23 protein-coding genes, 1 tRNA gene and 1 pseudogene are annotated in these 22,912 nt (G+C 71.3%); 14 read left to right on the top strand and 11 right to left on the bottom strand.

What is annotated here, in order from left to right; genetic code table 11:
* Positions 1–159: 159 nt before the first annotated feature.
* The 3 genes from ACZ6SA_RS37875 to ACZ6SA_RS37865 all read left to right on the top strand — a co-directional run bounded on the left by ACZ6SA_RS37875 (position 160) and on the right by ACZ6SA_RS37865 (position 2,668).
* Positions 160–1,368, top strand: coding sequence for an FAD-binding protein (locus ACZ6SA_RS37875; RefSeq protein WP_465833681.1), 1,209 nt, complete (start codon positions 160–162; stop codon positions 1,366–1,368).
* Between the two features lie 89 nt (positions 1,369–1,457).
* Positions 1,458–2,240 carry an LLM class flavin-dependent oxidoreductase gene (locus tag ACZ6SA_RS37870; RefSeq protein WP_347650296.1) on the top strand — a complete coding sequence of 261 codons (783 nt, stop codon included), beginning with the start codon at positions 1,458–1,460 and terminating at the stop codon, positions 2,238–2,240.
* Between the two features lie 35 nt (positions 2,241–2,275).
* Positions 2,276–2,668 (top strand): DUF3224 domain-containing protein, encoded by a 393-nt coding sequence (locus tag ACZ6SA_RS37865; protein ID WP_465833679.1) that lies wholly within the window; start codon positions 2,276–2,278, stop codon positions 2,666–2,668.
* A 102-nt stretch (positions 2,669–2,770) separates the two neighbouring features.
* Here the strand turns inward: ACZ6SA_RS37865 and ACZ6SA_RS37860 are convergent, their stop codons facing one another.
* From ACZ6SA_RS37860 to ACZ6SA_RS37850, 3 genes are all read right to left on the bottom strand, one after another.
* Positions 2,771–3,514: a DUF2071 domain-containing protein gene (locus ACZ6SA_RS37860; RefSeq protein ID WP_465833677.1), complete on the bottom strand. Its 744-nt coding sequence runs from the start codon at positions 3,512–3,514 to the stop codon at positions 2,771–2,773.
* 121 nt (positions 3,515–3,635) lie between these two features.
* On the bottom strand, positions 3,636–3,899 hold the full coding sequence (locus tag ACZ6SA_RS37855) for a hemerythrin domain-containing protein (protein WP_465833675.1): 264 nt from the start codon (positions 3,897–3,899) through the stop codon (positions 3,636–3,638).
* Complete coding sequence (locus ACZ6SA_RS37850; RefSeq protein WP_465833673.1) at positions 3,896–5,221, bottom strand: MFS transporter; 1,326 nt, start codon at positions 5,219–5,221, stop codon at positions 3,896–3,898. The genes ACZ6SA_RS37855 and ACZ6SA_RS37850 overlap by 4 nt, the downstream gene beginning before the upstream one ends.
* A gap of 22 nt (positions 5,222–5,243) precedes the next feature.
* Between ACZ6SA_RS37850 and ACZ6SA_RS37845 the strand changes: the two genes are divergently transcribed.
* The 4 genes from ACZ6SA_RS37845 to ACZ6SA_RS37830 all read left to right on the top strand — a co-directional run bounded on the left by ACZ6SA_RS37845 (position 5,244) and on the right by ACZ6SA_RS37830 (position 8,833).
* Positions 5,244–5,942 carry a TetR/AcrR family transcriptional regulator gene (locus ACZ6SA_RS37845; protein WP_465833671.1) on the top strand — a complete coding sequence of 233 codons (699 nt, stop codon included), beginning with the start codon at positions 5,244–5,246 and terminating at the stop codon, positions 5,940–5,942.
* Positions 5,926–7,017, top strand: coding sequence for a 50S ribosomal protein L11 methyltransferase (locus ACZ6SA_RS37840; protein ID WP_465833669.1), 1,092 nt, complete (start codon positions 5,926–5,928; stop codon positions 7,015–7,017). The genes ACZ6SA_RS37845 and ACZ6SA_RS37840 overlap by 17 nt, the downstream gene beginning before the upstream one ends.
* 60 nt (positions 7,018–7,077) lie before the next feature.
* Entirely contained in the window at positions 7,078–8,097 is a 1,020-nt protein-coding gene (locus ACZ6SA_RS37835) for a type III polyketide synthase (RefSeq protein WP_465833667.1), read from the top strand.
* Positions 8,098–8,290: 193 nt separating this feature from the next.
* Entirely contained in the window at positions 8,291–8,833 is a 543-nt protein-coding gene (locus ACZ6SA_RS37830; protein ID WP_347650301.1) for a TIGR03086 family metal-binding protein, read from the top strand.
* Here ACZ6SA_RS37830 and ACZ6SA_RS37825 read toward each other — a convergent pair.
* Positions 8,802–10,475: an asparagine synthase-related protein gene (locus tag ACZ6SA_RS37825; protein ID WP_347650302.1), complete on the bottom strand. Its 1,674-nt coding sequence runs from the start codon at positions 10,473–10,475 to the stop codon at positions 8,802–8,804. The two genes, ACZ6SA_RS37830 and ACZ6SA_RS37825, sit on opposite strands and share 32 nt — an antisense overlap.
* A 224-nt stretch (positions 10,476–10,699) precedes the next feature.
* On the opposite strand from ACZ6SA_RS37825, the gene ACZ6SA_RS37820 reads away from it, so the two are divergent.
* Both ACZ6SA_RS37820 and ACZ6SA_RS37815 read left to right on the top strand, forming a co-directional pair.
* Complete coding sequence (locus ACZ6SA_RS37820) at positions 10,700–12,181, top strand: vWA domain-containing protein (protein WP_465833665.1); 1,482 nt, start codon at positions 10,700–10,702, stop codon at positions 12,179–12,181.
* A 110-nt stretch (positions 12,182–12,291) separates the two neighbouring features.
* Positions 12,292–12,364: transfer RNA gene (locus ACZ6SA_RS37815), tRNA-Ala, on the top strand.
* An 11-nt stretch (positions 12,365–12,375) separates the two neighbouring features.
* Here ACZ6SA_RS37815 and ACZ6SA_RS37810 read toward each other — a convergent pair.
* The 3 genes from ACZ6SA_RS37810 to ACZ6SA_RS37800 all read right to left on the bottom strand — a co-directional run bounded on the left by ACZ6SA_RS37810 (position 12,376) and on the right by ACZ6SA_RS37800 (position 15,304).
* Positions 12,376–13,281, bottom strand: coding sequence for a type 2 periplasmic-binding domain-containing protein (locus tag ACZ6SA_RS37810; protein WP_347650304.1), 906 nt, complete (start codon positions 13,279–13,281; stop codon positions 12,376–12,378).
* A 7-nt stretch (positions 13,282–13,288) separates the two neighbouring features.
* Complete coding sequence (locus ACZ6SA_RS37805; protein ID WP_347650305.1) at positions 13,289–13,924, bottom strand: hypothetical protein; 636 nt, start codon at positions 13,922–13,924, stop codon at positions 13,289–13,291.
* Between the two features lie 126 nt (positions 13,925–14,050).
* Entirely contained in the window at positions 14,051–15,304 is a 1,254-nt protein-coding gene (locus ACZ6SA_RS37800) for a hypothetical protein (RefSeq protein WP_347650306.1), read from the bottom strand.
* Between the two features lie 186 nt (positions 15,305–15,490).
* Between ACZ6SA_RS37800 and ACZ6SA_RS37795 the strand changes: the two genes are divergently transcribed.
* Complete coding sequence (locus ACZ6SA_RS37795; protein WP_347650307.1) at positions 15,491–16,417, top strand: NAD-dependent epimerase/dehydratase family protein; 927 nt, start codon at positions 15,491–15,493, stop codon at positions 16,415–16,417.
* A pseudogene (locus ACZ6SA_RS37790) lies at positions 16,414–16,977 on the top strand (glycosyltransferase family 2 protein); the annotation flags it as partial. The gene ACZ6SA_RS37795 and the pseudogene ACZ6SA_RS37790, both read left to right, overlap by 4 nt.
* A 167-nt stretch (positions 16,978–17,144) precedes the next feature.
* Here ACZ6SA_RS37790 and ACZ6SA_RS37785 read toward each other — a convergent pair.
* From ACZ6SA_RS37785 to ACZ6SA_RS37775, 3 genes are read right to left on the bottom strand one after another with little or no spacing between them, the layout of a single operon-like run.
* Positions 17,145–17,708 carry a GtrA family protein gene (locus ACZ6SA_RS37785; RefSeq protein WP_465833662.1) on the bottom strand — a complete coding sequence of 188 codons (564 nt, stop codon included), beginning with the start codon at positions 17,706–17,708 and terminating at the stop codon, positions 17,145–17,147.
* Complete coding sequence (locus ACZ6SA_RS37780) at positions 17,701–18,450, bottom strand: class I SAM-dependent methyltransferase (protein WP_347650309.1); 750 nt, start codon at positions 18,448–18,450, stop codon at positions 17,701–17,703. Before ACZ6SA_RS37780 ends, ACZ6SA_RS37785 begins: the two co-directional genes overlap by 8 nt.
* A complete protein-coding gene (locus ACZ6SA_RS37775; protein ID WP_347650310.1) occupies positions 18,440–19,609 on the bottom strand; it encodes an NAD-dependent epimerase/dehydratase family protein in 1,170 nt (389 codons plus the stop codon). The genes ACZ6SA_RS37780 and ACZ6SA_RS37775 overlap by 11 nt, the downstream gene beginning before the upstream one ends.
* A 268-nt stretch (positions 19,610–19,877) precedes the next feature.
* Here ACZ6SA_RS37775 and ACZ6SA_RS37770 point away from each other — a divergent pair, with 268 nt between their 5' ends.
* The 3 genes from ACZ6SA_RS37770 to ACZ6SA_RS37760 all read left to right on the top strand — a co-directional run bounded on the left by ACZ6SA_RS37770 (position 19,878) and on the right by ACZ6SA_RS37760 (position 22,324).
* Positions 19,878–20,129: a hypothetical protein gene (locus ACZ6SA_RS37770; protein WP_443150965.1), complete on the top strand. Its 252-nt coding sequence runs from the start codon at positions 19,878–19,880 to the stop codon at positions 20,127–20,129.
* Positions 20,130–20,200: 71 nt separating this feature from the next.
* Positions 20,201–20,812: a TetR/AcrR family transcriptional regulator gene (locus tag ACZ6SA_RS37765; protein ID WP_347650312.1), complete on the top strand. Its 612-nt coding sequence runs from the start codon at positions 20,201–20,203 to the stop codon at positions 20,810–20,812.
* A gap of 12 nt (positions 20,813–20,824) precedes the next feature.
* A complete protein-coding gene (locus ACZ6SA_RS37760; protein WP_347650313.1) occupies positions 20,825–22,324 on the top strand; it encodes an FAD-dependent monooxygenase in 1,500 nt (499 codons plus the stop codon).
* Here ACZ6SA_RS37760 and ACZ6SA_RS37755 read toward each other — a convergent pair.
* The gene (locus ACZ6SA_RS37755) at positions 22,283–22,897 is read right to left on the bottom strand and encodes a TetR/AcrR family transcriptional regulator (protein WP_347650314.1); all 615 of its coding nucleotides are present in this window, start codon (positions 22,895–22,897) and stop codon (positions 22,283–22,285) included. The genes ACZ6SA_RS37760 and ACZ6SA_RS37755 overlap by 42 nt on opposite strands.
* Positions 22,898–22,912 lie beyond the last annotated feature (15 nt).

The following is a 22,912-nucleotide window of genomic DNA, read 5'->3' as shown; positions in this document are numbered from 1 at the left end:
CGTCCCCCCCCACCCCCCCCCCCCACCCCCCCCCCCCCCCCCCCCCCCCCCCCCCTCCCCCCCCCCCCCCCCCCCCCCCCCCCCCCCCCCCCCCCCCCCCCCGGGGCGGGGCGAACCCCGGCAGGATCGACAGAGGACGACTGTGGCAAGGTGAGGGCCGTGACGCTGACCAACTGGGCGGGCAACACCGCATTCCGCGCTCGAGACGTGCACCATCCCACCTCCCTCGACGAGCTCCAGCGGCTCGTCGCCGCCAGCGACCGGGTGCGGGCGCTGGGCAGCGCTCATTCCTTCAACGAGGTCGCCGACGCCACCGGCGACCTCGTGGTCCTCGACCGCATGCCCGAGGCCGTGGAGATCGACAGCGCGGCGGCCCAGGCCAGGGTTCCGGCGCGCATGACGTACGCGCGGCTCGCGCCCGTGCTGCACCAGGCCGGGTTCGCGCTGGCGAACATGGCCTCGCTGCCGCACATCTCGGTCGCGGGCTCCGTCGCGACCGGCACCCACGGCTCGGGGGAGGGCATCCCCGGTTTGGCCGCCGCCGTGTCCTCGCTCGACCTCGTCACCGCCGACGGCACGGTGCTGACGCTCTCCCGCGGCGACGCCGGCTTCCCCGGCGCGGTGGTGGCGCTCGGCGCGCTCGGCGTCGTCACGTCGCTGACGCTCGACCTCGTGCCCGCCTTCGAGCTGCGCCAGTACGTCCGCGAAGGGCTGCACGCGGACGCGCTCGGCGACTTCGACGAGATCATGGCGAGCGGCTACAGCGTCAGCCTCTTCACCGACTGGCGCGACACCCGCGTCTGGCTGAAGCGCGCCGACGAGCTGACCAGCCCCGACTGGTACGCCACCCGCCCGGCTGACGGCCCCCGCCACCCGCTGCCGTCCATGCCGGCCGACAACTGCACGACCCAGCTCGGAGTGCCCGGCCCGTGGCACGACCGGCTGCCGCACTTCCGCGCCGACCACGAGCCGAGCGGCGCCGGCGACGAGCTGCAGTCGGAGCTGCTGCTTCCCAGGGAACACGCGGTCAAGGCGCTGCGCGAGCTGTTCGCGATCGGCGACCGGATCCGGCCCGTCCTGCACATCTCGGAGGTGCGCACGGTCGCCGCCGACGACCTGTGGCTCAGCCCGTTCCACGGCCGTGACAGCGTGGGCATCCACTTCACCTGGGTGCGCGACGTCGCCGCGGTGCTGCCGGTGCTGAAGCTGGTGGAGGAGACGCTGGCGCCGTTCGAGCCGCGGCCCCACTGGGGCAAGTTGTTCACCGCGTGGCCGTCCTGCCCGGACGGCTTCCGCTCGCTGGTGGGGCGGCTCGACCCGCAGGGCAAGTTCGCCAACGACTTCACCCGGATACTGCTGCGGGAGTAGGAAGCCGCCAGGGCTTGCGCCCCCTGATGTAGCGGATCACGGGTCCGGGGGACGATGCGCCGGGCACGGGCGTCCTCGATCGTTGGACCATGAACCATCTCCCGTTCCGCTTCGGCGCGGTCGCCGGACAAGCGCCCGACGCCGCCTCGTGGACCGGCCTGGCCCGCCGGGCGGAGCGCCTGGGCTTCGCCACGCTGCTGGTGCCCGACACGATCGCCACGCTCTCTCCCTTCACCGCCGCCGCCGTCGCCGCCACGGCCACGACGACCCTGCGCGTCGGCACGTACGTCGTGAGCGCCCCGTACCGGACGCCGGAGGCCGTCGCGTGGGAGACCGCGACCCTGCACACGCTCACCGGCGGCCGGTTCGAGCTGGGTCTCGGGGCCGGCCGGCCGGGCGCCGAGCAGGACGCGGCCGCGCTCGGCGTCAGGTTCGGCACGCCGGGCCAGCGCATCGAGCGGATCTCCAGGACCATCGACGCGGTCAAGAACGTGCGCGTCCTGGTGGCCGCGGCCGGGACGAAGCTGCTCAGGCTGGCCGCCAGGAAGGCCGACACGGTCGCGATCGGCGTGCCGCCGCACCACCCGGAGGAGCAGGTGGCGGCGAAGCTGGACGAGCTGTACGAGCTGGCCGGCGACCGCTACGACGACCTGGAGCTCAGCATGAACCTCGCGGTCGCCGGCGGCGAGCCGCCCGGCCGGCTGCTCGGCCGTTTCGGCCGCACCGGCAGCGGGATCCTCACCGGCACGGTCGACGAGATGGCCGACGTCCTGCGGCGCCGCCGCGACAGGCTCGGCATCTCGTACGTGACGGTGAACGCCCAGTGCATGGACGCCTTCGCGCCCGTGGTCGAAAGGCTCGCCGGTACCTGACGGGACCTGGCAGGTATGTGCGGCACGCTGAGCCCATGACCGCCAAGGGAACCTTCGACACCGCCGGCTGGGACGCCGAGCCCCCCTTCGACGAGCGCGACGGCGTCTCGCTCGGGCTCGTGACCCTGGCCAAGACCTTCCACGGAGACCTGACCGGCACCAGCGTGGTCACCATGATGGTGGCCACCACCGCCGTGGAGGACTCGCGTTCGTACGTGGCGCTGGAACGCATCGAGGGCACCCTGCACGGGCGCTCGGGCACTTTCGTCGTCCAGCACGACGCCGTCAGCGACGCGGGCGAGCAGTCGCTGCGCATCACGGTCGTGCCCGATTCGGCGACGGGGGAGTTGCGCGGCCTCCGGGGTGAGATGGCCATCGTCATCGCCCCCGACGGCGGCCACTCCTACACCTTCGACTACCGGCTCTGATCCGCCCTGCGCATCCTGGTTGCCGTCTGGACGCGGCTCGCCCGGCGCCGTCCGGGCGGGGGAGAGGGAGGACCGCGCGAGCCGGGCTCCTGATCGCCCGGTTCACCGGAGGCGGAGGCGGCGGGGCGGGGTGTGGATGTCGAAGTGCAGATGGGGCTGGGCCAGGACCGAGTGGGGACGTGTGCCGGGGGTGATCAGGCCGAGGCGTTCGAAGACCGGGAACCTCGCCGAGGTGGCGGAGAGGTGGCGGGGCCGCATGACCGGGTGCCAGATGCTGTAGGCGCCGATCCTCCCGTCCCTGCGCAGGTACCAGCCCTGGGTGGGGTGGGTCAGGCGCTCCAGCCAGTCGGACTCTCCATCGAAGCCGTCGAGCGTGGCGGGCGGCTCCGGTGACTCGGCGGCTTCGCAGTGGGCGCCTCCCGCCTCCAGCCGCCAGCGGGCGGGGGCGGCGACCCAGTCGGCCTCGATGCGGATGCGATCGCGGCGCCACGGCATGCCCCACACGTGCTGCGGGACGGCGACCACCGGGTGGTCGAGGCTGGTGCCGAAGAACCAGACGCCCGGCTTGCCGTACGCGGTGACGTAGGTGCGGTAGTTGATCTGCCCGCAGCTGATGGCGGCCGGCGGCAGGAAGCGGAAGTGGAAGTCGCGGTCGCGGAAGGCCACGGCCGAGACGAGGGCGCCGGGGCCGCCGGCGAAGGCCGTCTTCATCGGTTCGAAGCCGTCAGGCAGATGCCGCGCCAGCGCGTCGGCGTCCACGGAATAGCTGATGATCGCGAAGTCGTCGAGCTCGGTCTGCGCGTGGTGCCAGCGCGGGCGCGGCCGGGGCGTGCCGGTGAAGCTCATGCCCCGAAGAATACGATCATCGGTTGCCGGACCGCGAGAAGCCGGGACATCCCGCCGATTTTCTCAAGAAGCGGCGCAGGCGAACGGAGATCCGGCCCCGCGATCTGGTCTCGCGGGGGCGTCAGGAGGCGGCGGCGACGGCGACGTGGCCGCCCCGGCATGCGAACACCTCGGCCAGCTCGGGATGCTCGCCGCCGAGGTGCGGGAAGAGCCGGCGGTCCTCCTCCGCGTGGTGGAGGTGGAGCGCGTCGCAGAACGCCAGGCAGTGCGTACGCAGGTCCGATCCGCCCGGCGGCCGGCGGAGGTCCGCCAGGTCGCGCCGGAAGCCGTCGTGCAGCTTGATCAGCTCGTCGCCCCGGGCGACCAGTCGCTGTCGATCCGTCATGCCAGTTCCTTTCGCAGAGAATTGCCGTAAACGGTGGCGAAGAGTGTGGCGAGCAGGGCCGCGCCCGCTGCGATGCCGAAGCTCCATCCGGCGCCCCCGCTCGACAGGACCGCCGCCCCCACCGCGCCGGCCAGGCTGCTGCCCACGACTCTGACCAGCGCGTTCACTCCTCCGGCCGCCGCGGTCTTGGCGGGCTCGACGTGTTCGACGGCCATCGTGCCGAGCGCGGCGTAGCCGAGCCCGATCCCCAGGCCCAGCACTGCCGCGGCGCCGTACAGGTCGGCGCCCGTGTCCCTGGAGAGCACCAGCCACAGCGCGGCCACCGTCACCAGCGCGGACCCCGCGGCGACCAGCGTGGACGCGGGGAAGCGGCGCATGAGCCGTCCGGCCAGCACCGAGACCACGAGCATCAGCACGGTCGTGGGCAGCAGGTAGACCCCCACCTGCAGTACCGAGGCACCCAGCGGGTCCTGGGCGACCGCCGACACCGTCGTGATGGCCCCGAACAGCGCGAACCCGAGCAGGAACGACGCCACCGTCGCTCCCACCGTCCCCCGGTGCAGGAGCATGGGGATCTCGATCAGCGGAGCCGTCGTCCGGCGGGCGGTGACGACCCAGACGGCCGCCACCACCACGGCCGCGACCAGCAGTCCCAGCGTCGCCGGCGACGTCCACCCCCAGGCGCCCCCTTTGCTGAGCGCGAGCAGCAGGCACACCAGCCACGTCGAGACCAGCGCGGCCCCGGCCAGGTCGGGGCGTCCGGGCCCGCGGGCCGGCGGCGGCTCGCGCACGACCGCCGCCAAGAGGACGAAGCTCAGCACGCCCAGCCCGATCAGCATCCAGAACACGGCCCGGTGATCGCCGTCGACCAGCCCGGCGAGGATCATGCCGCCGCCGCTCCCGACCCCGATGGTCGCGCTGAGCACGCCGATCGCCGCCGGCAGCCGATCACCGGGGAGCGCCTGTCTGACCAGGCCCATGGCCAGCGGGAGCAGCGGCGCGGCGGCCCCTTGCAGGATCCGGCCGGCCATGATCGGGACGAGCGCGGTCGACGCGGCGCTGAGCGCTGAGCCGGCCACGAGCAGCGCGAGCGCGGCCAGCGAAACGGTGCGCCTGCCGTACATGTCGCCGAGCCTCGACAGCAGCGGGATCGCCACCGCGCCCGACAGCAGCCCAGCCGTGAGCAGCCACGAGACGGAGGTGAGCGGCTCGCCGAGCCGCCGTCCCAGCAGCGGCAGCAGCGGCACCACCACGGTCATCTGCAGGGTCCCGACGGCCACCGCGAAGGCCAGCACGCCTACGATCGCTGAGTTTTTATACACGTATAAAAAGTAGCATGGCAGGATGCCCTCCCGTACCGGACGACCGCCGAGGATCTCCAGGGCGGAGATCGTGACCGCCGCCCACCGCGTCATCGAAGAGGACGGCGTGGCCGGCCTGACCATGCGCAGGCTCGCCCGCGAGGTGGGCAGCACGCCGATGGCTCTCTACCACCACGTACGCGACAAGGACGAGCTGCTCCTGCTGCTGCTCGACGACTACGCCGCGGGAATGGCCAGGCCGGAGCTGCCCCGCGACCCGCGCGACCGGATCGTGGCCGCCGCCCTGGCCCTGCGGGAGGGGCTGGCGGGGTGGCCGTGGGTCGTCGAGGTGATCCGGGCCGACGACCTGCTCTCGGTCAGAGCGTTGTGGTACCCGGAGCAGATCATCGACGCGGCCATGAGCGCGGGGCTGACGATCGAGCAGGCCGTGGACGCCTACCGGATCATCTGGCACTACACCGCGGGCGAGATCGCCGCGCGGGCGGCGGCGGGCAGGAGGCGCGAAGATGGGAACATGACGTACAGGGACCGCGTGTTCGCCGAGCTGGACGCTCGGGAGTTCCCGCGGCTCGGCGAGGTGGGGGGGAGGTGGGCCGAGCTGACCGCGCGTGACACGTACGAGCAGGGGGTGCGCGCGCTGGTGAGAGGGCTCCTGCACGGAAACGGTGGCCGCCCGGGCGCGGTCCGTGAGACGGTCGGGTTTGATGATCAACTGGAGTGAGGCGGGGCAGGAACGATCGGCGCCGTGGCGCACGGCGCTGGGCGCGCCGCCGCCGGCGCGCGTGGTGGTCGCCGACGACCGCATGAAGGCCGACACCGCCTACCGGCTGGCCTGCGAGGGCACCGCGCTGCTGTGGCAGGGCGACTTCCAGAACGCCCGGCAGCTCCTGCGCGCCATGGGCCGCCGCTGCAAGCCGGCCGCGCCCGGCAGCGGCTTCCACCGCTACCGCCAGGCGCAGTCCCAGCGGGCCCGCACGCTCGGCATGGTGCTCATCCCGTACGCCGCCGGCCACGTGGTGCCACTGCGCCGGGCGCCCGACGTGCGGGAGGCGTGCACCGAGGCGTACGGCGCAGACGCCTTTCCCGCGGTCGGCCAGCTGCGCGAGCTGCTCGGCGTGATCGGCGCCCACGAATGGCGCAAGAAGGGCGTGTACGTTCCGGCGCTCGGCGCCCGCATCCACCCCCATCACGGCGTCTTCTCCCCGATCAGGGGCGAATATGTCGATCTCATTGCCGAGGCGCCGCTGCCCGGTGACCGGCTGGCGTTCGACGTCGGCACGGGCACGGGCGTGCTGGCGGCCGTGCTGGCCAGGCGCGGCGTCCGCCGCGTCGTCGCCACCGACCTCGACGAGCGGGCCGTCGCGTGCGCCGCCGCGAACATCGCCCGGCTGGGCCTGGCCGAGCAAGTGGAGATCGTGCGCACCGACCTGTTCCCGCCCGGACGCGCCCCGCTCGTCGTCTGCAACCCGCCGTGGTTGCCCGCCAAGCCGGTCTCCCCGCTCGACCACGCCGTCTACGACCCCGGCGGGCGGATGGTGCGCGGGTTCCTCGACGGCCTGGCCGGGCATCTGGAGCCGGCGGGCGAGGGCTGGCTCGTCCTGTCCGACCTCGCCGAGCACCTGGGCCTGCGCACGCGCGCCGCCCTGCTGGCCTGGATCGAGGAGGCGGGTCTGCGCGTGGTGGGCCGCATGGACGTCGCGCCGCGGCACGACCGCCCGATGGACGAGGACGACCCGCTGCACGCGGCCCGCGCCGCCGAGGTGACCTCTTTGTGGCGGCTGACCCCGCTGACCTGAAGGAGGCGGCGGGAGCGGGCCGGCATGTTAGCCAGGGCTGTTCAGCGGCAGGAGATATCCATGCATATTTCGGGGGTACAGATCGTTTTCCCTGATCACCGCTATGAGCAGGCGGAGATCACCGAGGCGTTCTCCCGGCTGACGGAGTGCGATGAGGAGCTGCTGCGGCGCTTCCACGCCGCGACCGGTGTGGAGGGCCGCAATCTCGCGCTCGCGCTGGCCGACTATCCCAAGCTCGACTCCTTCTCCCGCGCGAACGACGCGTACGTCGAGGCCGCCCTCGATCTCGGCGAGCAGGCGATGCGGGCCGCACTGAAGAAGGCCGACCTGCGCCCTGAGAAGATCGACCACCTGCTGTTCTGCTCGACCACCGGCCTGGCCACCCCTTCGCTCGACGCGAAGCTGGCCCAGCGGGCGGGCCTGCGGCCGGACGTCAAGCGGACGCCGGTGTTCGGGCTCGGCTGCGCGGCGGGCGCGTCCGGCCTGTCCCGCCTGTACGACTACCTGCGCGGCTGGCCCGACCACGTCGCGATGCTGGTGTGCGTGGAGTTGTGCTCGCTGACGATCCAGCGCGACGACACCTCGATCGCGAACCTGGTCGCGAGCGGCCTCTTCGGCGACGGAGCGGCGGCCGTCGTGGCGACGGGGCGCGGGCAGGGCCCCGAGGTCGTCGCCACCCGCAGCAGGCTCTATCCCGGCACCGAGCACCTCATGGGCTGGACGGTCGGCGACCACGGTTTCCGGATCGTGCTGGACCCCGAGCTGACGGGGTTCGTCGAGCAGGTGCTGGCCGCCGACATCAAGGCCTTCCTCGCCGACTACGGCCTGACCCCCGAGCAGGTCGCCACCTGGGTCTGCCACCCGGGCGGTCCGAGGGTCATCGACAAGATCGTGCAAACGCTCGGCCTGCCGCCCAGGGCGCTCGACGTGACGTGGCGTTCGTTGCGCGAGCACGGCAACCTGTCGTCGGTGTCGGTGCTCCACGTCCTCCAGGAGACTCGCGGCCGGCCCGGCACGCCCGCCGTGCTCATGGCGCTGGGCCCGGGGTTCTCCGCCGAGCTGCTCCTGCTGCACTGGTGATCGCGTATCCGCTGCCGATCGCCTGGTCGTGGTGCGCGGGCGCGCTCCAGCAGGGCCTTGCCGAGGGCCGGGCGGACTAGGATGAATGTTCGATATCGTGGTCCGTCTGGCGGCCGATCGCCTGCCCCTGTCCTGCCCCGCAGGAGTTCGACTTCTCCTCCGCCCGCAAGGCGGGGGTTTCTGGAGGTATCCGATGAACGAGACGCTGACCATGCTGCGTGGCGCGGCCGAGCGCACGTCGAAGCTGGTCACCGAGATCGGCGAGGACGAGTTCGCGCTCCCCACGCCCTGCGCCGACTACGACGTGAAAGCGCTGATCAACCACCTGGAGTGGGTCGCCACCCTGTTCGAGTCGCTGGCACAGGACGGCGAGTTCCCCCCGCAGAAGGAGCACACCGGTGACTTCCCCGAGCGGGTCGAGCGCATGCTGGCCGTCTGGGAGCGACCGGAGTCGTGGGAGGGCGTCAGCCAGGGCATGGGCCTGCCGAAGAGCGCCCTGGCCACCATGGTGCTGACCGACCTGGTGGCCCACGGGTGGGATCTCGCCCGCGCGACGGGCAGGACCTATGAGGTGGAGGAGGAGACGGCGGCCGCGCTGCTGGGCTTCTCCCGGCAGATGGCGCCGACGGGCCGCGAGCGCGGTGTGTTCGGTGAGGAGGTGCCGGTGCCGGAGAGCGCGCCCGCGTTCGACCGTCTCCTCGGAGTCATCGGGCGGGATCCGGCCTGGAAACCGTGATCCGCTCCAGCCCTTCGGGCTCCTTGCCGGGATAGAGGCCGGTGAGCAGGGTGCTGACGGTGTAGAGGTGCCAGGCCTGGGCCGGTTTCCTGACCACGGGGTCGGCGAAGAGCGCGCGCACCTCGTCGGGGTTCACGACGGAGGTCAGGGCGTCCAGGTTGCCGAGGACCTGCGTGCGCAGGATGTCCGTCAGTGCGGGTCCGGGGCTGGTGCGCCAGCTCCACCCGCCGCCGGTCTTCGCGGTGGGCATGTGCCCGGCGGGCAGGCGGGACCAGGGCCACCGCTTGGTCATCCCCTCCGCGAACCGCCACGGTTTCCCCTCGATCGGCACATCGCGCAGCTGAGGGGCGAATCGCAGGATGAGGTCATAGATCACTTCTTCGGACAGGCGCCAGTTCTGGTCCAGGCTCAGCGCCGCGCCCACCACCCGGTTGTCCAGGAACGGCCGCACCGGGTCGCCGCGCCGCAGCGACCCCGCGCGGGCACTGGCCTGCCAGCGGCCCACCTTGTACCAGATGTAGATGTGGTCGAGGGCCTCCAGCCGGTCGGGCCGGGCCAGCCACGGCCTGGCCAGCTCGCGCGCGTGCTCGTTGGCCTCCGCCGTGAACATCTTCTCGTCCTTGGCGAAGGTGGTGGTGATGCGCCGCTGCAGCGCCCTGTCGCCGAGGTCGGTCTGGAGCAGGTTCAGGCTGCCCGCGCGCAGCGTCTCCCCGCTCTGCCCTGACATGGTGGGCCTGCCGGAATACGGCAGATAGCTGACGATCGACTCGTACGCCGAGGTCATGCCCTCGCACGTGCGCAGCGTCTCCCAGGCCCGGCTCAGCGGGTGCTCCACCAGCACGGCGTCCTTCTGGGCGGTCTGCTGGGGGGCGATGACGGTGTGCTCGACCTTCAGCCGGGCCGCGATCTGCCGCGCGATGATCACGTCGGGGTGGGTGTCGAGCCCGTTCGTCGTCACCCGGAACGGCACCCGCGCCGCGTGCAGCAGCGCCGCAAGGATCCGGGTGTCGCGCCCGCCGGTCAGCGCCAGGTTGACCGGCTCGGCCAGGTCACGCAGCGGTGCGACGGTGGCCAGCAGCGCCTCCGCCAGCTCGCCGATCGGCGCCCGCTTGCCCCGCGCCGACGCGGGCGCCGGCGCCGCCTCCGGCAGCGGGGTCTCGGCGATGGTGCGCCGCCCGTCCCGGACGTCGAGCCGCGCGTTCGGCCGCAGCGCCGTCACCCCCTTGTACGGCGTCTCGTCCGACAGGAAGAACCCCTGCCTGATCATGGACTGCAGGGCGAGCACGTCGTGTTCGATCCGGTCGACCGGCTGGGCGGCCAGGTGCACGAGCAGGGCGCGGCTGCCGACGACGTGCAGGTCGGGCGTCTCGGCGTAGAAGACGGGGCACACCCGGTTGACGGCGGTGCTCGCGGTCAGCTCGCCGTCGCGGGCGATCCACGCGGAGAAGCAGCCGCCCACGCCGTCGCCGGGCAGCCTGGTCACGTCGGCCGGATCGGCCAGGTGGCCGTTCAGCCCGATGACCCGGCCGTCGTGCTCGGAGATCAGCGTCGGCTGCCGCGTGTCGTCGGGTTCGTTCGTCCACGCGAGCAGCGACACGCCTCTGCCGTGCCATTCCCGTGCGCGGATGACGTCGGCGGGCACCGGAAAGGCCGTTTCGACAACGGTCCGGACCCTGCTCAGGACATCAGTGGAAATGTCATGTCGCTTCGCGGCCAGAGCCAGATACACGCGCACGGCGTCATGCCTACCTCAAATGCACCATTTGTCACAACTGATCACGCGACGGTCGCGGTTTGCGCTCGCTTACGTCACCGGCCCGGCCACTGCCTGATCGGGTTCCGTCGTACGGGACGGAGGTGGAAGTGATGAAGTTTCGTCCCTTGGTGGTCGGCGTAGGACTGGTGACCGTACTGACGCTCGCCGCCTGTGGAGGCCCAGGCGGTTCGGCGGACGGGGAACGGGCGGCGCAACCGGCGGGCGGCGCCGACCGGCGACCGGTCCCATCGGCGGCACAGACGGCGAACGCCGAGGAGGACGGCGACAAGGACACCGCCACGGCCCAGATCTCCACGTTCGCCCTGGACGTGGACACCGCGTCGTACGGCTACGCCCGCCGTACCCTCCAGGAGGGCCGCTGGCCCGCGCCCGCCGAGATCCGTCCCGAGGAGTGGGTCAACGCGTTCAGGCAGGACTACGCGCAGCCGTCAGGCGACGGCTTCACCGTGCACGTGGACGGAGCCAAGCTGCCGTCCCGCGACGAGGCGGTCATGCGCGTGGGCCTCCAGACGCGCGGCACCGACGCCGCGCAGCGGCGGCCCGCCAACCTCACGTTCGTCGTGGACGTGTCCGGCTCGATGGCCGAACCGGGCAGGCTCGACCTCGTCAAGTCGGCCCTGAACAAGCTGCTCGACCAGCTCGCGCCCGGCGACCAGGTGTCGATCGTGGCGTTCAGCGACGAGGCCACCGTGCTGGCCTCGATGACCCCGCTGACCGCCAGGGAGGAACTGCGCGGCGCCGTGGACGAGCTGGCCGTCGACGGCGGCACCAACCTGGAGAGCGGCCTGGTCGCCGGCTACGAGGAGGCGTCCAAGGCGTTCAGGACCGCCGCCACGAACCGGGTCATCCTGCTCTCCGACGGCCTGGCCAACCAGGGCAGCACCGAGTGGCGGGCCATCCTCGACCGGGTCGAGGAACACGCGGCCAAGCGGGTCACGCTGCTCACCGTCGGCGTCGGCAGGGACTACGGGGACGAGCTCATGGAGCAGCTCGCCGACAACGGCGACGGCATGGCCGTCTACGTCAGCTCCCAGGAGGAGGCCGACAAGATCTTCACCGCGCAGCTGCCCGCCACCATCGAGCTGCGGGCGCGCGACGCCAAGGCGCAGGTCGTGTTCAACCCGTCCGTGGTGGAGAGCTACCGGCTCGTCGGGTACGAGAACCGCGCGCTGGCCGCCGAGGAGTTCCGCGACGACACCCGCGACGGCGGCGAGGTCGGACCTGGCCACTCCGTCACGGCGCTGTACGCGCTGCGGCTGAAGCCCGGCGCCAAGGGCCAGCTCGCCCAGGCCACCGTGCGCTGGCAGGACCCCGACACCAGGGCCGCGTCCGAGGAGAGCGCGTCGTTGCGGGCGAACGACCTGGCCGGGTCCGTGTGGGAAGAGGCGCCGGTCCGGCTCCAGGTGGACGTGGTCGTCGCCGCGTTCGCCGGCTACCTGCGGGACAAGAAGGCGTTCGGCCTGGACCTGTCCACGCTCGGGGAGCACGCCTCCCGGCTGGCCACCGACTCCGAGGACCCGATGGTGGCGGAGCTCGCCACGCTCATCGAGAAGGCCAGGTCGGTCGGCTGACCACCCGGGGCCGGTTCGGCGTCACGGGCGCGCGCCGAGCCGGCCCTGTTCTGCCGGATGTATGCGTGCTTGGGGGGTCGGGAAGTCGGCTACACTCGTACTCGCGACAAGGGGCTATGGCGCAGTTGGTAGCGCGCCTCCATGGCATGGAGGAGGTCTGGGGTTCGAATCCCCATAGCTCCACCCACATCGTCTCAGGTGTCCCCGTCGGCGCAACGGTCGGCGTTGATAGTGTCCGGCTCGAACTTCTGCCTGATGATGTCGTCGGTCATGTGAGGGCTGCCGGGCGCCAGTCTCAGATATTCATTGATGAGCTGGCCTCGCAGGTCGGCGAGCCAGTCGTTGCTCCTGACATAGGTGTCGATGGCGCTCACCAAGCGCCGGCACGCTTCGCCGTGGTCTTTGTGCAGCGCTATCGAGATGTGCTGCTGCCTTCCCATCGACAGGTCGGGCACCCGGAAAAAGGACTTCCCCGTGTCCTTGCTGACGTTCTTATCCTGGGTGGTGAATCCCATGAGGATGATCCGGTCGGTGCTGTAGGCGTAGGAATCCCCGTTCCGCACCCTTTCGATGCAGGCTTCCGGGGTCGAGACGGAGGTGGGATGCAGGCGGGCGGAGCTCTGCAGCATTTTCATTGTTTCGTCGGCCGTGCTCCCCTCCACCGTGCATATGTCCTTGCCGGCGAGGTCCTTGACCTGGTCGACCGGCTCGGCGTCGGCAAGGGTCAACAGCGCGATGTCCGTCCGCAGATAGGAGCGGGCAAGCCGGAACTTGGCCGCCCTGAGGTCGTTGTCGGAGATCATCCCCATCACCATGTGAACTTTCCTGTTGCTCAGCGCGGTCTCCCAGTTGCTCGTCCACACGGGAGTGGGTGCCGACTCCTGGACGCCCGCGTGCTTGAGTATCTTGTTCCGGGCCTGTGCCTCGAAGCCCACCGGAAGGTGGCTGTTCACCGGAGACAGACCTGGGTACAGTTTGACGCCCACCGAGACGATGTCGGCGTCCAGGGGCGAAGGAGGCGCCGCAGACCCGCAGGCGGTCACGAGAAGAAGCGCCGCCGCGAGGATGCCGACACTCCGTGAGGGCTTACCGGACTTCATCTGGACCTCACCGGTGGAGTGTGACGTTTTTCGTGGTGATGGATATTAAGCAGTTCTGTGTGGAGATCAGCTTCATTGTCACGGTGACCCGGCTCATGTTCTCGTCCACCTCGAACTCGGCGAAATTCCCATTGCCGAAGTCCTCCTTCTTCTCGTTCGGCTGACGGCCGTCCATCAGAACATCGACCCGGTTGTGCGGGCAGGACCCCAATTCCTCCGCGGGGTCGGTGTACGACACGGGGACACGAAGCGAGGTGTATCCGGGTTCGAAGCGAACCTCCGCCACGGCCGTGCCGCCGGCCTCAACGGGGTTGGGGGACCAGCTCACAGCCACGGCATGGCCCTGCGCGCCGGCCACCGCCTGGGCGATTCCGTGGGCCGTCAGGCCCGCCAGAGCCGGGGTGACGACAGTGAAGATCACGATGGCCAGGGTCGCGGGGGGCGGATCCAGCAACGGTTTACGAATAATGAGCAGCACGGCGGCGGCCAGTGCGGCGTATCCGACGAACAGAGCGGCCAGGTCCAGATCCAGCCAGTCCGGGCCGGCCGCTATGCCGAGGACAACCGCAAGGAGATGAACCACTCCGACGATGAAGGCATCTTCTCGCTTTACGCCACTCTTGGCGGGTGGGTAAGCGTCCATGCAGAGATGCTAAGTCCTGATCTCTTCTGCTGCGCGGGTTGCGCGGAGTTTGGTGATGCAGAAAAGAGCGGGTTTATGTGCAATTTCGGTGCACACATATGGTCCGGGTGGTGAACGGCCCAGACGTCACCGGGAACCGTTCACCGCCGGCTCATGACCGTCGGAAAGCCCCTGCACCCCGGCGGCCGGACCTGTCACGGGCCCGCCCCGCTCACGCCAGGGCAGGGCGTATACCAGCGCGGCGATGACGGCGAGCGACGAGAACACCCACACCCGCTGGGCCGTACCCCATTCCATGCCCGTCAGGAAGTAGATCAGGTGCAGGTAGCCGACCGTCACCCACAGGCTCGTGAGCGTGATGGCGCCCCAGGTTCCGCGCGGCGGCCGCACGAGGAGATAGGGCAGCGGCCAGAGCAGATACTGGGCGCCCAGGCGGTAGGTCACGATGAGGAAGACCAGGAGCAGGGCGAGGGTCAGCACCTCAGGCTCGGCCCGCCGCCACCACCAGAGCGCGGCCAGGAGCGCGGCGGCCAGGATGACCAGGCCGACCCGGCCGAAGGTCTGCGAGACGATCTGCTCGCCGCCGGTCGCCACGGCCGTCCAGCCCCAGTCGCCGACCACCGGGCGGGTCGACATGATGGCGCGCACCAGGGCGGGCAGCTCGGTGACCGCGGTGTCGAGGAAGACCGTGCTGCTGGCCAGCATGGCGAGGGGCGCCACCGCGGTCCAGACGAGCACCGTGACCCGCCGGCGCAGCCCGGGCACCGCCAGCACCACGCCCGGCACCAGCAGCAGCGACCAGTGGGTGCACGACACCGACAGGCCGATGAGCAGCCCCGCGAGCTGGACGCGGCCCCTGCGGGCGGCCAGGAGCGCGGCCACGCCGAACAGCAGCGTGATCGGCGGGAACTGCCCGTGCAGCCCGCTCACCAGGACGCCGACGGGCAGGCACGCGTACTGGAAGCCGCGCAGCGCACCGCGCTCGGCGGCGAGCCTGCTGATGAGGGGGATGAGTGCGAGGTCGGCGGCGACCGGCACGATCCGGCCGGCGACGGCCCACGACAGGCCCAGCGTCTCTCCCAGCTCCTGCTGCCCGGCCAGCACGTAGGCGAGCAGGGGCAGGAAATGCCAGCCCCCCTCACGCAGGTGCATCGTCGGGTTGACCCCGTCGAGCACCGCGTTGGCGGCGTCGCGGAAGTCGTGCTCGAAGTCGTAGGGCTGCACGGCCGTGTGGGGAGCCAGCAGCATGGTGAGCACGCGCAGCACCGCTCCGGCGCAGAGCGCCGCCCACAACGGCGGCGCCCAGCCCTTGCGCTGGGCGAGCACCGCCAGAGCGAAACCGACGGCCAACGGCGGCCCCAACATCACTTCGGGGGTCACCGGCACTCCATGGGGTTGCTCCGATCTCGGCTGTCACGATCAGGATGAGGAAAACCGTAGCCTAGGTTACGTGCGCGACGGCTCCGTGTGACGCGTCTGAACACCCCGAACGTGGGCAGCCGGATTGAGCGAATCTACAGCTTGCGCCGGTAGGGTCTCCAGAACGTCAAGCGAAAGGAGCGGCGAATGTCGGAGTTCGCCGGAGCTCGTGTGCTGGTCACGGGAGGGTCAGGCTTCATCGGCAGGCGCCTGGTCGCGGCTCTGCTCGCAGAAGGTGCCGAGGTCGTGGTGGCCGATCTGAACGCCCATCCCGACCCCGCGGTGCGATCTGTGGTGGGAGATCTGCGCGACCCTGCGGTCCGCGGTGAGGCCGTGTCCGCGGGGCTCGACGGCGTCGTGCACCTCGCGGCGGTCACGTCGGTGTTGCGCTCGGTCGAGGACCCCGCCGGAACCTATGAGGTGAATGTCGCGGCGACCGCGGGGCTGCTCGAACTCGCCCGCGAGCGCGAGGTGCCCAGATTCACCTTCGCGTCCACCAACGCCGTGACGGGCGACGTGGGCAGCGCGCCCATCACCGAATGGCTGGCGCTGCGCCCCCTCACCCCCTACGGCGCGACCAAGGCCGCGGCCGAGATGTTGCTGAGCGCCTACTCCGGCGTTTACGGCATGCAGACCTGCGCGCTGCGTTTCGCCAACGTCTACGGCCAGGGGATGCGGCACAAGGACAGCTTCGTGCCCCGGCTGATGCGCGCCGCCGCCGACAACACCGGCGTCCAGGTCTATGGCGACGGCACCCAGCTGCGCGACTACGTCCACGTGGACGACATCGTCCAGGCCGTCCAGGTGGCCTGGCACACGGGCCACAACGGCCCTCTGGTGGTCGGCTCGGGTCGCTCGGTGAGCGTGAACGAGCTGATCGAGGCGGCCCGCGCGGTCACCGGGGCGCCGATCCCGGTCGAGCACGTCGCCGCCAAGCAAGGAGAGATGCCGGCGGTCGTGCTCGACACGTCGCTGGCCAAGACACTCGGGTACGAACCGCGGCACGATCTGACCACCGGCCTGCCGACCGTGTGGCCGGACTTCGTGCCGGGTGGTGTGGAGGGCCTGGCATGACCGCCGATCACATGGCGAAGACCGACGCGCGGATCGACGCCGCCGCGATGGCGGAGTTCACCGCCGAGCACGGCGGCGACCTTCCTCCCATCGCGATCGTGATCGCCGCCTACAACGAAGAACGCGGCATCGGCGACGTGGTCAGCGCGATCCCGGCCGTCATCGCCGGGCACGAGACGGCGACCGTCGTGGTCGTCGACGGCGCATCCGACGACACGGCGGCCGTGGCCCGCAAGGCGGGCGCGCTGGTCTGTGACGTCCCCGTCAACCGCGGGCAGGGCGCGGCCCTGCGGCTCGGCTACCGCATCGCCAGGGCGGGCGGCGCCCGTTACATCGTGACCACCGACGCCGACGGGCAGTACGACCCGGCCGACATCGAGCGCATCCTGTCTCCCGTGCTGAGGGGGGAGGCCGACTTCGTCACCGGCTCGCGGGTGCTGGGGCGCCAGGAGACCTACGACCGCGTGCGCCGCCTGGGCGTGCACGTCTTCGCAAGGATGATCAGCCTGCTGACCGGGCAGCGCATCACCGACACCTCCTTCGGCATGCGCGCGATGCGCGCCGAGGTCACCGGGGCCGTCACGCTGAAGCAGCCTCAGTACCAGTCGTCCGAGCTGCTCATCGGCGTCATCTCGCGGGGTTACAAGGTGCTGGAGGTGCCGGCGACGATGCGGTTGCGGGTCGCCGGCACGACCAAGAAGGGCGGCAACCTGGTCTACGGCTACCGCTATTTGCGCGTGGTGCTGGGCACCTGGCTCCGGGAGCGCCGCGGCACCGCGCCGTCAGGGGCCTCAGCGCCGTCCGCGTCCGCCTCGCCTTCTTCGTCCGCCTCGCCGGCGGAGCCCGCTCGGGGGTCGGCGAAGACGAAGTAGTGGAAGAAGCAGAACTTCGCCAGGAACAGGACGCCGTAGACCCCGAGGAAGACCGCGCCCACGAACAGCACGCGTGCTCCGTCTGTGGCGAACAGCCGGGGCCCCACATCGTGGGCGACCCCGGTCGCCCAGGTGGTGAGCAGCAGCCCCGTCACCGACGTCAGCCAGAACGGCAGCAACTCGCGCAGCACCCTGGGGCGCCCCCTGCGCCGCCACGCCCACCGGCGGGCGAGCACGTAGTTGGTCACCGCGCCCAGGGCCCAGGCGGCCACCGCGGCCGCCTGGGCTCCCAGCAGCTCCTGACCGTAGGCCACCAGCAGCGTCACCTCGCTCACCACGGCCGCGACGACGGAGCCGAGCGTGTAGCGCGTGAAGATGCGTGGCAGCGCGCCACGGAGGAAGCGGCGGAGGTCAATCACGGCCGGTGCGCTCCCCGTCGTGCGGCACGCGGAGCACGCCGAGCACCGACTGGCCGAAGGGGATCGGCAGCACCCGGTCGAGCACCCGGGTGACCGGCACGATGACCTTGTCGTAGAGGCCGACGGCGCCCGCCTTGGGCGAGCCCGCCTTGCCCATGCGCACCGCGGCCCACCAGGCGAGCCCGCCCAGCAGGTTGACCGGCCTGGCCAGCGTCACGCCCAGCCCGGCGCGGCGGGCCGCGTCGCGCAGGGTGGCGGGCGTGTAGCGGCGGAAGTGGCCGACCTTGCGGTCGAACTCGCCGTACAGGCTCATGTAGGCGGGCACCCAGAGCACGATCGTGCCGCCGGGCGCGACCGACCCGGCCAGCCGGGTGAGGATCGCGGCGTCGTCCTCGAAGTGCTCGAGCACGTTGATGGCGATCACCGTCTCGACCGGCCGTTCCAGCTGCGCGCCGGAGGAGAGGTCGAACTGCATGGCCTCGACCTCGGCGGAGCCGGCGAAACGCTCTTTCAGCAGCGCCACCGCGTCGGGGTCGACGTCGGTGACGACCAGCCGGTCGAGGCCCGTGAACTGCGCGGCGAACTCGCCCAGCCCGGCGCCGACCTCCAGCACGCTGCGCCCGCAATGGGGGGCGATCAGGTCGTACTGGTAGCGGCGGTAACGGGGCTTGTCGGGGCCGCCGTCCTCGCGCTCCGCCGTACGGCCGGTGGCGCGGGCGAAGGCTCCCTCGTCAGCGCTCACTGGTCCGCTCCGCCCCCGGGCTGCGCCAGTTGACGACCGGCATGAGCGCTTCCTCGCGGACCCGGTCGACATGGCGCTTGGCCACGTCGAACAGCGACGTGATGAGCGTGTCGGACAGCAGGTGCGGAACCAGGCCGAGCTCCACCAGGCCCGTGTGGGTCACCTTGTAGTAGTGCTCCTCCTTCTCGACGCGGGGGTTGTCGAGGTTGTCGATGGTCACCTCGCCGGGGAAGGACTCGGAGATCGTGGCGGCGATGTCTCTGACCGACATGGACTCGGTCATCTGGTTGAACACCCGGAACTCGCCGCGATCGGCGGGGTTCTCGCAGGCGAGCTGGATGCAGCGGACCGTGTCGCGGATGTCGATGATGCCGCGGGTCTGGGTGCCGGAGCCGTAGACCGTCAGGGGGTGGCCGAGCACCGCCTGGATGACGAACCGGTTGAGCACGGTGCCGAAGACGGCGTCGTAGTCGAACCGGGTGGCCAACCGGTCGTCGAGCGTGGTCTCGGGCGTCTCCTGGCCGTAGACCACGCCCTGGTTGAGGTCGGTGGCGCGCAGGCCCCAGATGCGGCAGGCGAACTCCATGTTGTGGCTGTCGTGCACCTTGGACAGGTGGTAGAACGAGCCGGGCCGCTTGGGGTAGAGCACACGGTCCTTGCGGCCCTTGTGCTCCAGGTCCAGCCAGCCCTCCTCGATGTCGATGTTGGGCGTGCCGTATTCGCCCATCGTGCCGAGCTTGACCAGGTGGATCTCCGGGTCGATCTCGGCGATCGCGTAGAGCAGGTTGAGCGTGCCGACGACGTTGTTGGTCTGCGTGTAGACCGCGTGCTTGCGGTCGATCATCGAGTAGGGGGCGGCCCGCTGCTCGGCGAAGTGGACCACGGCGTCGGGGCGGAAGTCGCGGATCATGGCGTACGTGAAGTCGGCGTCGGTGAGGTCGCCGATGAACATGTCGATGGTCTTGCCGGTCCGCTCCTGCCACGCCGTGACGCGGGTGTGCAGCGACTCGATCGGAACGAGGCTGTCCACGCCGAGCTCCAGGTCGTACTGACGACGTACGAAGTTGTCGGCGACCGCCACCTCGTGACCGCATTGCGACAGGTGGAGAGCCGTCGGCCATCCGAGGTATCCGTCGCCGCCGAGGACCAAGATCCGCATAAATCCATCCTGACTTGTTGTAGACGCATCCGCATCCCGCGGCCCTGCGTCGGTGTGTCGCCTACGGGGTGTCCGCAGCTTGCAGCTAACCAGCCTTACCACACGCTAAACGGGTTCTCATTAATTGAGCATGACTTCTCAGGCTGACTTTGATGGTCCGACGATGTTACGTGTTCTGCGCACCGTACCGGGTTCTGGAGGGACGTTGTGCTGAAGGCGGGGAGCCGGCTCCTAGGCTTATCGAACACGAGTTCGTATAATGGCCTCCATGGATCTCACCCCCGAAGAACTGCCCGAGCTCTGGAGGCCGCCCATCGTGGAGCACGCCGCGACGATCCGTGCTGGTGAGAGGCGCTATTTGCTGGCCTGGGGTGACGACGCCAGGGGTGCGCGCTGGGGGTTCCTGCTGGAGCCCCCGCAGTCGCGCGGGCGCAGGGCCCGATGGGTGCACTGGGGCGAGATCCGTCCGGTCGCGGGCGAGGACTACAGTGCGGTCCCCGTCACGGATCCGCTGTTGTGAGACTCGTCTCTCCTTGAATTGTGCGTGAACCGAAAATTTGCGCATTCCGCACATTTGTCTAAGCTGCTCTCATGAGCGGGTTGAGGGAGCGGAAAAAGCGTGCCACACGTGAGGCGCTGATGGCGGCCGCGCTCCGGCTCGCGCTGGAGCGCGGCCTGGAGGGCGTTCGCGTCGACGACATCGCCGCCGAGGCCGGCGTCTCGCCCCGGACGTTCAACAACTACTTCGCCGGCAAGCACGAAGCGATCGCCGCCCGCCACACCGACCGGATCGAGCGGTCGGTGGCGGTGCTGCGCGCGCGGCCGCCCGGAGAGCCCCTGTGGGAGGCGCTGACGGAGGCCATGGTCGAGCCGTGGGAGCAGCACGCGGGCGACGCGCACTCGCCGCCGCCTCCGGAGTTGCTGGCGAGCATCCGGGTGTTGTCCGGGGAGCCCGCGCTGCGGGCCGAGTCGCTGCGGGTGGCCTTCGCCGCCGACGGCGCCCTGGCCGCGGCCATCGCCGAGCGCACCGGCACCGACGGCTCCCGTGACCTCTACCCCCACCTCGTCGCCGGCGCCGCGACCGCGGCCGTCCAGGCGGCAGTCGGCCACTGGCTGCGCGCCGACCCGCCGATCCCGCTCGCACCCCTGCTGCGCGACGCCCTCCGCGCGCTGGCGACCGGGCTTCCCGACCCGTCCACCTGAGGAGCCCGTGACATGGACAGTGACATCGAGTCCCCCACCGACACCGACACCGACAGCGACAGCGACATCGTCATCGTCGGCGGCGGCCCCAACGGGCTGATGCTGGCCTGCGAGCTGAGCCTGGCCGGGGTCCGGCCGCTCGTCGTCGAACGCCTGCCGCACCGCAGCGACCAGCCCAAGGCCAACGGCATCGTCGGTCAGGTCGTGCGGCTGCTGCGCCGGCGTGGCCTCGCCGCCGAGGAGGCGCCGGTAAGCACGTTCGTGTTCGGCGCGCTGCCGCTGGACCTGTCAGGGCTCGACGACAACCCGCTCCACGGGATGGGGATCAAGCAACCCGAACTTGAGGAGCTGTTCGAGAAGCGGGCGCTCGAGCTGGGCACGGAGATCCGGCGCGGGCACGAGCTGACCGGCTTCGACCAGGATGCCGCGGGCGTCACGGTGCGCCTCGAAGGGCCCGCTGGCCCCTACGTCGTGCGCACCCGCCATCTGATCGGCTGCGACGGCGCGCACAGCACGGTGCGCAAGCTCGCCGGCATCGGCTTCCCCGGGGTGGTCACGGCCGACGTCGTGAGCCGCGCCGCCCATGTCAGCGTTCCTGGGGCGGTGTTGCGGATGGAGCGGGCCGAGATGGACGTGCCGGGCGCGGGCGCCTTCGGGCTCTACGCCTGGCACCGCACCGAGCGCGGCGCGTACGCGATCATGCCGGCGGGTCCGGGGACGCTGCTGATCAGCGCCATGGAGTGGGAGTCCGGCGCGCTCGGCGACGACGTGCCCATGACCGTCGAGGAGCTGCGCGCGAGCCTCGCCCGCGTGACGGGGGCCGACGTGCCGCTGGCCGGCCCCGGTGGCGCGGGCCCTCACCTGCTCAGGCGGCTGAACGGGCGCAACACGCGGGTGGCCGAGCGTTACCGCGCGGGCAGGGTGTTCGTGGCGGGTGACGCCGCGCACGTCCACTCGGCCATGGGCGCGCCCGGGCTCAACCTGGGCCTGCAGGATTGCGTGAACCTCGCCTGGAAGCTCGCGGCCGAGGTGCGCGGATGGGCGCCGCCGCGGCTGCTCGACAGCTACGAGGCCGAGCGCCGCCCGGCCGCCGAGCGGGTCGCCCTGCACACGCGGGCCCAGCTCGCGCTGGCCGCTCCCGGCGCCGAGGTCACGGCGCTGCGCGCGGTGTTCGGCGAGTTGCTGGACGACGAGGCGGCCCGGCGCCGCATCGCCTCCCTGCTGGCCGGCTCCGACGTGGTCTATCCGATGCCCGCGCCGCCGCATCCGCTGCTCGGACGCTTCCTGCCCGACCTGCCCGCCGGGCCCGCCGCCCGTGCCAGACCGGTCCTGCTCGACCCGGAAGGGCGGCTGCGGGTGCGTCACGGGCGGGTCGACGTGGTGGCCGGCGAGGGCCCCGACGCCGTGCTCGTACGTCCCGACGGCTACGTGGCCTGGGCCGGCACGCCCGGCGAGTCGCTGGACGAGGCGCTAAGGACGTGGTTCGGCGAGAGCCTGGAGGTGGCGGCGTAGCGCGTCGCGCATCAGCTCGGGCGTCATCCGCTCGGGGTGGAGCACGCCCGCCAGGGTGAGCCCGTCGATCAGCCCGGCCAGCCGTTCGGTCTCCACCGCGGCGTCCATGCCCGGCGGCCGGTGCCGGGCGACGCCGTCGACGATCCGCCTGACGAGCCTGCGCGTGCCGTCGTACGCCTCCAGCGCCAGCGGCTGGAGCTCGGGCCGGGTGCGGGCCGCCGTCGTGAACGCCAGCCAGACGGCCGCCTCGTCGCGCCGGGCCTCGTCCAGCGGCAGCAGCTCCGACAACATCAGCTCCACGTTGCCCGCCCGCTGGTCACGGCCGGTCGCGGCCAGCAGCGGGCCGAGGCGCTCCATGAGCCGCTCGCTCACCCGGTCGATCGAGGCGCGCATCGCGAACGTCATCAGGTCGGTGTGGCCGTCGAAATAGTGCCGGACCGAGCCGATGGCCAGCCCCGCCTCCTCTGCCACGTTGCGCAGCGAGGCCTGCTCGAAGCCCGCGCGCCGCACGACGCGGAACACCGCCTCCACCACTTCGTCCCGGCGGGCGGACGGATCCACGACTTTCGGCATGTTCCCCTTTATAGC

This window comes from Nonomuraea sp. NPDC049378, assembly GCF_055586745.1.
This window is presented reverse-complemented; position numbering and strand designations above follow the sequence as displayed.